Below are 7,925 nucleotides of genomic sequence, written 5' to 3' on the forward strand. Positions count from 1 at the left end.
ACATGCCCATTCGCGACCTGACCTCCCTCGGACTGGACGAGCTTCTCGGCGCCCTGCTCGCGGCAGTTGTCAACAGCCAGCGCGAGGCGACAGCGAGCACGCTGGCGCTGGTCGAACAGATAGGGCTGCTCCGCGGCGACGACGGCGAGGAACGCTTCCGTACCGTGAGTATCCGGTACACCAAGCTCGACGAGAACCAGCGGCCCTCCGAGTTCGTCCTGGAGGTGCCGCTGCTGGCCATGGTGGCGATCCCGACACTCACCGTGCGCAGCTCGAAGGTGTCCTTCCGCTACGACATCACGGAGACGACGGTCGAGAAGCCGGCCGAAGCCGAGCGGGGTGCGCCGCAGCCGCTTGGCGGCCTGGCACCACAGCAGGTCATCCTCAAGGGCTTCGTCCCCCGGACTCGGACGACACGGGAGACCCGGGAGACGGCGGGCATCGACGTGGAGGTCACGGTGGAGAGCACACAACTGCCGCTCGGCCTTGAACGGCTGCTCGATCTCACAGAACTCACGGTCGCGCGGCCCGCGGAGGATGAGCGGTCATGACGAGGCCGGTGGACCAGGACAACGTCGTGCAGAGCACAGGTGCGGCGGCACAGGCACTCGACCATCTGGAGCGGGCGCTGGAAACGGCCGGTTTCCTTGAGGGCAGGAGCTCCTACCGGCGCATGGCCGAGGTGCTGCTCGCGCAGCGGTTGTCCGCGAATCCGCCTGTCGACCCGCGGGCGCTGGCCGGGTTCGAGCAGATCGCGCTGACTGCGGGGCGGATCTACGCAATGCTCCAGCCATACGTTGAGGTGATGCGGAGCCTTGCCACACTCGCCCCTGATGAGCCAGACGGCCCAGAAACCCGCCCGACCACCCCAGGCGCTACGGCGCCAGGCACGACGGGACGCCGCACGGCTCCGGTCGGCGCCACCGGTCCCGGCACGCCCGGGACCGAAGCGGTCCGCGCGGCCGTTCTCGCCGAACTGCGTCGCCGCGGCCGCCGGGCGGCCTCCGTGTCCGTGCTGGCCCGCTCGGCACACAGCAGCACCGAGGCGGCCGAGGCGGTGCTGGCCGGGCTCGTCGGCGACGGCACCGTCCAGGTGCGCACGGTCGGCAGCGAGTCCCGCTACCTCCTCACCGCGCCCCAGCCAGCCCGGCGCGCTGCGCCCCGAACCGCCAGAGGCACCCGATGACGACAACCGCCCCTTCCATCTCCGCGACCGTCGGCGCGGGAGGGACCAACACACCCGATGATGTACGCGTCGTGCAGGACCTGCTCAACCGCGCCGCGGACGCGGGGCTGGCCGTGGACGGTGTGTGCGGACCGGACACGCGCCAGGCCATCACCGCGTATCAGGCGGCCTTCCTGCGCACCCCGGACGGGCGTGTGGACCCTGGCGGCCAGACCTTGCGGCGGCTCGCGGCCGAGGCGCGAGACCGGAGGGGGCCGCCCCGCAGCGACCCCGCGACTGCCGCCGGGCCAGCCGACGGCCTCCGCCTCACCCAGTTCGCTAGCCAGGGCAACGGCCACTACGCGTACTCCTTCCCGGAACGCCAGTACGGCACCGACACCATGCTGCAACTGCTGACCTCCACCGCGGCCACCCTGCACCAGGGGGGACTCGAGTTCGGCGTCGGCGACATCAGTTTCCAGCAGGGCGGCCAGATGCCCCCGCACACCACTCACCGCGCTGGCCGTCACGTCGACCTGCGCCCGCTTCGGACCGACAATGCCCGCGGCCCCGTGTCCCTCGGCGACTCCCGCTACAGCCGGGAGGGCACCCGCACCCTGGTCGAGGCCCTCCTCGCCCAGGGCTCGGTCCGCAGAATCTTGTTCAACGACGCCGAGATCGCCGGCGTACGCCACTTCGCCGGCCACGACAATCACCTGCATGTCGAACTCGGCCAATAGCCCAGACCGAGCGGGGGATCATCGCCGGAAGAGTGCGCGCCCAGCGGCCGCGACAAAGGGACTGGCGAGCCCCATCGTCTTCTCTTGCGCCGTCGGGAAGCTCGTGCATCAGTGCTCGCCGTCACCAGGCGCGGCGTCAACCTGGTTCCACTCGCCGTCACTTGGGCTCGGGCTGATCGTTGCACGGATCCGCCGATCCTGAGCGAGGTGTGTGGTGGGCCCGCCCCCATCGTTGAGAAGCAACAGGTGCAACTGAACCGTTGACGGGCGGTTGTCCCTTCCGGTGGGGCAGTGCATCGCGCTCTCCGCCACCCATCTCTCCCCCGGCCAACTCACCTCTGGACCGCAACATCTGGACCGCAGCAAGGGATAGAGGTCACTCGTACGCTCGTTGAAGGGGCCGGCTTTCGGCGTTGGGGTCACCGCTTGACAGTGGAAAGGCTCCGCCACATCAGTCAAGAGGTCCGCCCGGTCCGTCTAGTGCTGCGTTCCTCAAAGGCGTATCGCAAGCGGGCTCGGAACTGCCGCGTGGATGGTGCGGGGCGGCCCATATCCACTTTCGGAAGTGAGTGTTGAGCTGCAGGGTGGCGCAGATGGGAATGGAGAGATCTCGTTGGGATCGAGGACGCGTCAAGACGGATCAGACTCAGCACATGACGGTATATCTGCCTTCGCCCATGATCGCCTGCCATGCTTTCCGTACGAACTCCGCGCCCACATCAGGGGGATGTCATGGGCGATCAGGCGTACTGGAACAACGGAGATCGCCCCCGAGTCTTCATCAACTGGTCATCGTTCACCGCACAGGGAATTGACAGCTCATGGCAGGGTCCGGTCACGGACGCGGTGATCAACGCGTATACACGGTGGATGAATGCGGGTGCGGACTGCCGTTTCCAATTCTGGAACTACACCGACCGGAGTGACGCTCAGGACGGCGAGATCATCATCTCGATGAATGAGCGGCACGCCGACACCACGCGCATCGCATCGGCCTTCGTCAACTGGCGGCGCGCGAACATTGTCGTGCACCGCAAGAACGGATCCAACCTGACCCCCTGGCCCCTGGTGCCGTTTAACGCGCAACCCGGCCAGATCGACCTCCAGGGTGTCCTGACCCATGAGTTCGGGCACTGCTTCTGGCTCGACCACAGCTCCAGCGCCCAGGACACCATGCACGCCGACTATGCGTACCATCGCCAGCGGTTCGGCCCCTGGGAAGGCGACGTGGCCCGGCTCAAGGCGCTCTACCGCGACATGGACCGCAACCGGCTACGGGAGTTTCGTTCGACCGACGGCGGCAGCTCCTGGTTCGCGCAGGGCAACCAGCTGACCAACTACAACAACTACCAGGCACGCACGTGCCTGACCCCCGGCATCACGTCCATCGGCAATAGCGGCCTGTATGCGCTTGGCTGGAGCCACCCCAATCGCATCCCCACGTGGTTGCGGACGGACGGCGTGAACTTTCTGTTCAACGGCTGGGTGTACTACGGCGGTGAACGGTCCGTGCACGGCCCCGCACTCGCCGACGAGCCGGGCGGGCTGATACTCATGGCCTGGGTCCACAACGACGACAACGGCAGTATCCGAGTGGTCCGCTCCACCAATCAGGGAGCCAGCTGGGCCTGGGCCGCAACACCCGTCGGCGCAACCACCTTTGGCACCCCCGGCCTCGTCTCCACCATGGTCGGTGGGCGCCGCGCCTGGGTACTCGCCTGGGCGCACTTCGACCGCTCCGACCACACCGGGACCGGCCGCATCCGGGCCAGCGTCTCCTACAACGACGGCGGTTCCTGGTCGCAGCCCACCGTCGTACCGACAAGCTTTGACTACAGGTCGCTCGTCGGCGTATCCCTCGCAGCAGCCCCGGACAACCGGATAGTGTTGGCGTTCGCCTGGGGCGGGGAGTCGATCGCGGCCATGAACCTGGTGCGCAGCCTCGACTGTGAGGTCTCCGGTGACCGGCTGGTGCAGCGCGGCACTGGATTCTCCGGCGCCCGCACGCGGGCGCAGCCGGCCGTGGCCTACGACCCAGGTCATGACCTGTTCCACCTGGCCTTCCGAGAGCAGAACTTCCTCACCTCACTGCGTGTCGCGCGCAAGGAGTGGCTGAAACCGTCGACGTGGTCCGCAGCTCAGCAGCTGCCCAATTCCACATCGAGCACCGGGCCGGCCCTCGCGCACAGCCGTGGAGGCAACAATCTTCTTCTGTGGTACGGAGGTGAGTGAGCTGTGGCCACGTATGTGAGGACCATCCCGACCCTGTCGCAGCAGATCCGGGACTGCCAGATCGTCGTCGTACTACGGGAGGCGACCTTGGAGGCGGCCGTCGAGGACCACGAGGCACATGAGCCCAGGCAAGTGGGAACCTTCCGTGTCACACCCGTTGAGGTACTCAAGGGCGACGTCCAGGGCGAGCTGACCCTGCACGTCCCCAGCCAGGGGTCCGCGGAGCAGACTGAGTGGCAGCTTGCTCCGCAGGGCGCCGAACCCAGGGTGGCCTTTCTCGTTCGGGACAGCGTCGACACCTGGGTGCCGTACTTCTCCAGCATGTTCCCGCTCGACGGCGAGACGGTGCTGCTGTCCGAGGCCGTGGAGGACGACCGGCCCGGCCACGAAACCTCCCTGGATCTAGCAGGGTTGCGCACGCTCATCCGCCAGGAAGCCGAGGAGCGCCGCGAGAGGGAGGCACAGCTGAGAGAGGCTGAACCCGAGATCACGACCCGTCGCGAGCCCTACCCGATCGAGGAGGCCCCGGACGCACCGGACCCAGGCGGCAGCCCATCCGCCCCCACCCCACGCCCGGACGATGACACCGGGGCACCAGGAGGACCGTGAGCAGGCCCCGGCAGCCTCGCACGCCGCAGGAACGAAAGAAGCCCGGCGACCACAGCGGCGATGGAATTTACGGAAGTACGTCCGGCTGGTCTCGTCCGGCACGCTGCACACCTCCTGGGCTTGAAGAACTCCAGGCGGTGGTCGGCGAGATGAGCGCGGGTGCGTCCGGGGATCTCGGCGTACAAATCAAAGCTTGCGGACCTGGTCGTGACAGGCGAGGCGCCCAGGCCGCTGGAAGCAGGACATCCACGCGAGCCAGCGGGAATCCGGGCCACGACATGGTTGGCGGACGCCATGTTGCTCCACACCGAGCCGCCGTACACCAAGCGGGGAGAGACCAGCACTTCGTCCAAAACCACTACCACTTCGACCCCGCGCCACCTCGCTACCGCGAGACGGTTCAAGACCATGATGACGGCGACGAAGCGTACGTCTTCTACATGGGACCGTGGCACATCCCAGTCACGGCTCTGCTCTACCTACTTACCCCGGTGCCCTTGCTCGTAGGCGGCACCAGTCTGCGACTTCTCTTCGATGCCAAGCCCGGACCTTCCATCTGGTGGGTCGTGGCCTACACGGCATGCGCCATGATCGGTAGCGTGGCCATCGAGGTCATCGTGCTGAACAAGGCGCTACTGCGCAGCCCGTGGAGCTTCGACACCGACACATACGTCAGGGCACTCCACGGTCTGACCGCCGCTGGGCTCTTCATCTACTCCTTGATCCGATCCCCTGATGAAGCCGGAAGCATCGGACGCTTCGCCCTCTACTGTGCCGAGGTCCTGGGGCCGTTGTAGCCGGTGTTCTGGCACCAGACCATCCAGCGTCTTCCTGGCACGGAATCACAGACAACCATGGGTCCGCTTCAACCAATCGTTGGCCGGACAGCTTTAACTGCACTCCGCTCAGTACCGTTGAGCATGAGCACTAGACGCGCCAATCCAAGCTGGCCAGAGGCCGCAGCCACCATCGACTGAGTCCCCGTCCCGGTCACTGCCGACCAACGGATCAACAAGAATCGCTCAATTGCAATGGCTCAAGCCCAGCTCAGGCAATGAGCTCCGCTCACCCACATCGGGCCGTGACAGCTGTTCTCGCCGCAAAAGTGCGGTACATAAGGACAGGAGTGGGGCACGGCGCGGAAGTCACCGCTGGCCGCACGCTGCCACGGAGCGGGGCATTCGGCTTGATCTCAGGCACGGCTCTCCTCACTCTCACTGAACTGGCCCGCGCCCGCGGCGACTTCGGCGTCGGCGTCGGCGTCGGCGTCGGCGTCGGCGTCGGCGGGGTCAGCATCGGGCCTGGATCAGTTGCCTGCATGACGCACACGGGAAACGGTCGACCCTCACGGAAAAAGAATGCGCGCAAGACCACAACCATGAACGCGCAGTGAGACCCCGGGGGCGACAACCCGATGCTTACGATCGCTAAGAGATGACGGTCAGCCAGCAGGCTGTGAGTTGTTGCGCCTGCTGGCAAGGAAGCGCGCCTTCTTCTCACGATTCCCACACGTATCCATATCGCACCATCTCCGTGTGCGGCTTCGACTGGTGTCGAAGAATGCGGCCCGGCACGTTGGCGATGCACACAAAGCGATTCTTCCGTCGCGCTCCCCCGCAATAATGCTGATCGCGTCCGCAGCAATCACGCCGAGAGCATCTTCAACAGAAGCAGGACCCAATCGCCACTTCCGAGTGCCCTCGGATGTCAAGATTTCCGAGGCCTGACCGCCAGTGCTGCAGTCATTGATCACTTGGATAGCTGAAGACGGGAGCGGCTCCTGATTGGCAACGGCGGTAGCAGCTACATGAATCGATTCCCGTAGCTCTCGAGCGCGGTCAAGCTGGGGCTGGGTACAGGAGTCGACCGCGAGCCCATTGACCGTCAACCAATCTGCGAGTCGCTGCGGCACAGGGATGCGCTCCAGCGCATTGCCGCAACGCTCCGTCAGAGTCCCCGTGAAGCTCGTCGCCAGCACGACGCCATGACGGAACCCCGGAAAAGATGTAGCAGCCATGGAACCATCATAGCCGGTTGCCCCCTGGCGCACAAGCATGCTAGAACCGCCATTGATGGTTCCACGTCGACTCGGAGATCTCATGGCATTTCCCAAGGTCAGAGCTGGGTTCGCGACCGCAGACTGCGGCATCCCAGCACAGAGTGACCGCTGCCAGCACTGCGGAGCTCCTGCACGCCACGGCAGGACTGGAGGTACTCGATGCTGGACCTGACGGTGCTGCCGGGCTTCGTTGCAGCGATCCTGCTCTTTCTCATTCCGCCCGGGCCTGACATGGCCTACATGCTTGCAGTGGGACTCGAAGGTGGCCGGCGGGCCGCACTGAAAGCCATCCTCGGCATCTGCACAGGCATGAGCATCTACGCCGCCACCGTCGTCGTGGGGGTGGGGAAGATCGCCCAGTCGCACCCACTAATACTTGATGCACTGAGAATCTTCGGCGCAGGGTATCTGCTGTGGTTGACATACACGACAATACGCAACGCCCGCCGCATGATCGGCGAGCATAGCGATATTGCGGCAGACAAATGGTATCTGCGGGGCGTGCTCGTCAGCCTGACAAATCCGAAGCTCATGCTGTTCTTCCTAGCGGTGCTCCCGCAATTCACGGGAAGTGCGGAGAGCTATGCATTGCAATTGGCGATGCTCGGTGCAGTTGATGTTCTCATGGAGTTGATTCTTTATGGAGGCATCGGGGTATTGGCAGGATCCTTTCACGCGCGCCTTGCAGGATCCACAAACGCGGCGGCTGTGCTGAACTATATTTCGAGCGCCGTTTATGCCGTATTGGCGACGACGATTATCGTCGGGGTCGTTACTGGTTAATAGTTTCCGCCGGCATCAGCAAACCGCCGCCTGTGAAGAGCTCGTGCCAGGATCCTGTCGAGGATCCTGGTCGGGCGCTTCGCGGTGCGACTCCAAGATCCAGGCCGTGGTGTAGCAGATCCGCAAGGTGCAGGATCCGAACCGGCCGGGCGAGGACAGGTGACGTCGGCGGCGGACGAGCGCGGGAGCTTTGTGTTTCCGCCCAGCAGGGCATTGCGACGAAGCTCTCGAGTCTCAACGAGCCCTAGGGCGTGTCTTCAAAGTGGGCGGAGCCAGAGGAGTGTTGATGCCAGGGTGACGGCGGCTTTGAAGGACGTCGCGGTTTTTTCGTAACGGG

The 7,925-nt window shown here is 65.2% G+C and carries 8 protein-coding genes; 7 read left to right on the top strand and 1 reads right to left on the bottom strand.

Going from position 1 to position 7,925, the window contains the following annotated elements:
• Window positions 1-2: 2 nt before the first annotated feature.
• The 6 genes from ACFQ7F_RS24955 (at window position 3) to ACFQ7F_RS24980 (ending at window position 5,543) form a co-directional block, all read left to right on the top strand.
• The gene (locus tag ACFQ7F_RS24955; RefSeq protein ID WP_383274022.1) at window positions 3-551 is read left to right on the top strand and encodes a DUF2589 domain-containing protein; all 549 of its coding nucleotides are present in this window, start codon (window positions 3-5) and stop codon (window positions 549-551) included.
• Window positions 548-1,186, top strand: coding sequence for a hypothetical protein (locus ACFQ7F_RS24960; RefSeq protein ID WP_383274024.1), 639 nt, complete (start codon window positions 548-550; stop codon window positions 1,184-1,186). The genes ACFQ7F_RS24955 and ACFQ7F_RS24960 overlap by 4 nt, the downstream gene beginning before the upstream one ends.
• Complete coding sequence (locus ACFQ7F_RS24965; protein WP_383274025.1) at window positions 1,183-1,905, top strand: peptidoglycan-binding protein; 723 nt, start codon at window positions 1,183-1,185, stop codon at window positions 1,903-1,905. Before ACFQ7F_RS24960 ends, ACFQ7F_RS24965 begins: the two co-directional genes overlap by 4 nt.
• Before the next feature lie 732 nt (window positions 1,906-2,637).
• The gene (locus ACFQ7F_RS24970; RefSeq protein WP_383274027.1) at window positions 2,638-4,137 is read left to right on the top strand and encodes a matrixin family metalloprotease; all 1,500 of its coding nucleotides are present in this window, start codon (window positions 2,638-2,640) and stop codon (window positions 4,135-4,137) included.
• Window positions 4,138-4,140: 3 nt separating this feature from the next.
• Window positions 4,141-4,746 carry a hypothetical protein gene (locus ACFQ7F_RS24975; RefSeq protein ID WP_383274029.1) on the top strand — a complete coding sequence of 202 codons (606 nt, stop codon included), beginning with the start codon at window positions 4,141-4,143 and terminating at the stop codon, window positions 4,744-4,746.
• A 587-nt stretch (window positions 4,747-5,333) separates the two neighbouring features.
• Window positions 5,334-5,543 carry a hypothetical protein gene (locus ACFQ7F_RS24980; protein WP_383274032.1) on the top strand — a complete coding sequence of 70 codons (210 nt, stop codon included), beginning with the start codon at window positions 5,334-5,336 and terminating at the stop codon, window positions 5,541-5,543.
• A 644-nt stretch (window positions 5,544-6,187) separates the two neighbouring features.
• Here the strand turns inward: ACFQ7F_RS24980 and ACFQ7F_RS24985 are convergent.
• The gene (locus ACFQ7F_RS24985) at window positions 6,188-6,763 is read right to left on the bottom strand and encodes a CGNR zinc finger domain-containing protein (RefSeq protein WP_383274035.1); all 576 of its coding nucleotides are present in this window, start codon (window positions 6,761-6,763) and stop codon (window positions 6,188-6,190) included.
• Window positions 6,764-6,964: 201 nt separating this feature from the next.
• Between ACFQ7F_RS24985 and ACFQ7F_RS24990 the strand changes: the two genes are divergently transcribed.
• Window positions 6,965-7,588, top strand: a complete 624-nt coding sequence (locus ACFQ7F_RS24990; protein ID WP_383274038.1) for a LysE family translocator — start codon at window positions 6,965-6,967, stop codon at window positions 7,586-7,588.
• The last annotated feature ends 337 nt before the right edge of the window (window positions 7,589-7,925 follow it).

The sequence above is a fragment of the Streptomyces sp. NPDC056486 genome, assembly GCF_042795295.1.
Classification (GTDB): Bacteria; Actinomycetota; Actinomycetes; order Streptomycetales; family Streptomycetaceae; genus Streptomyces.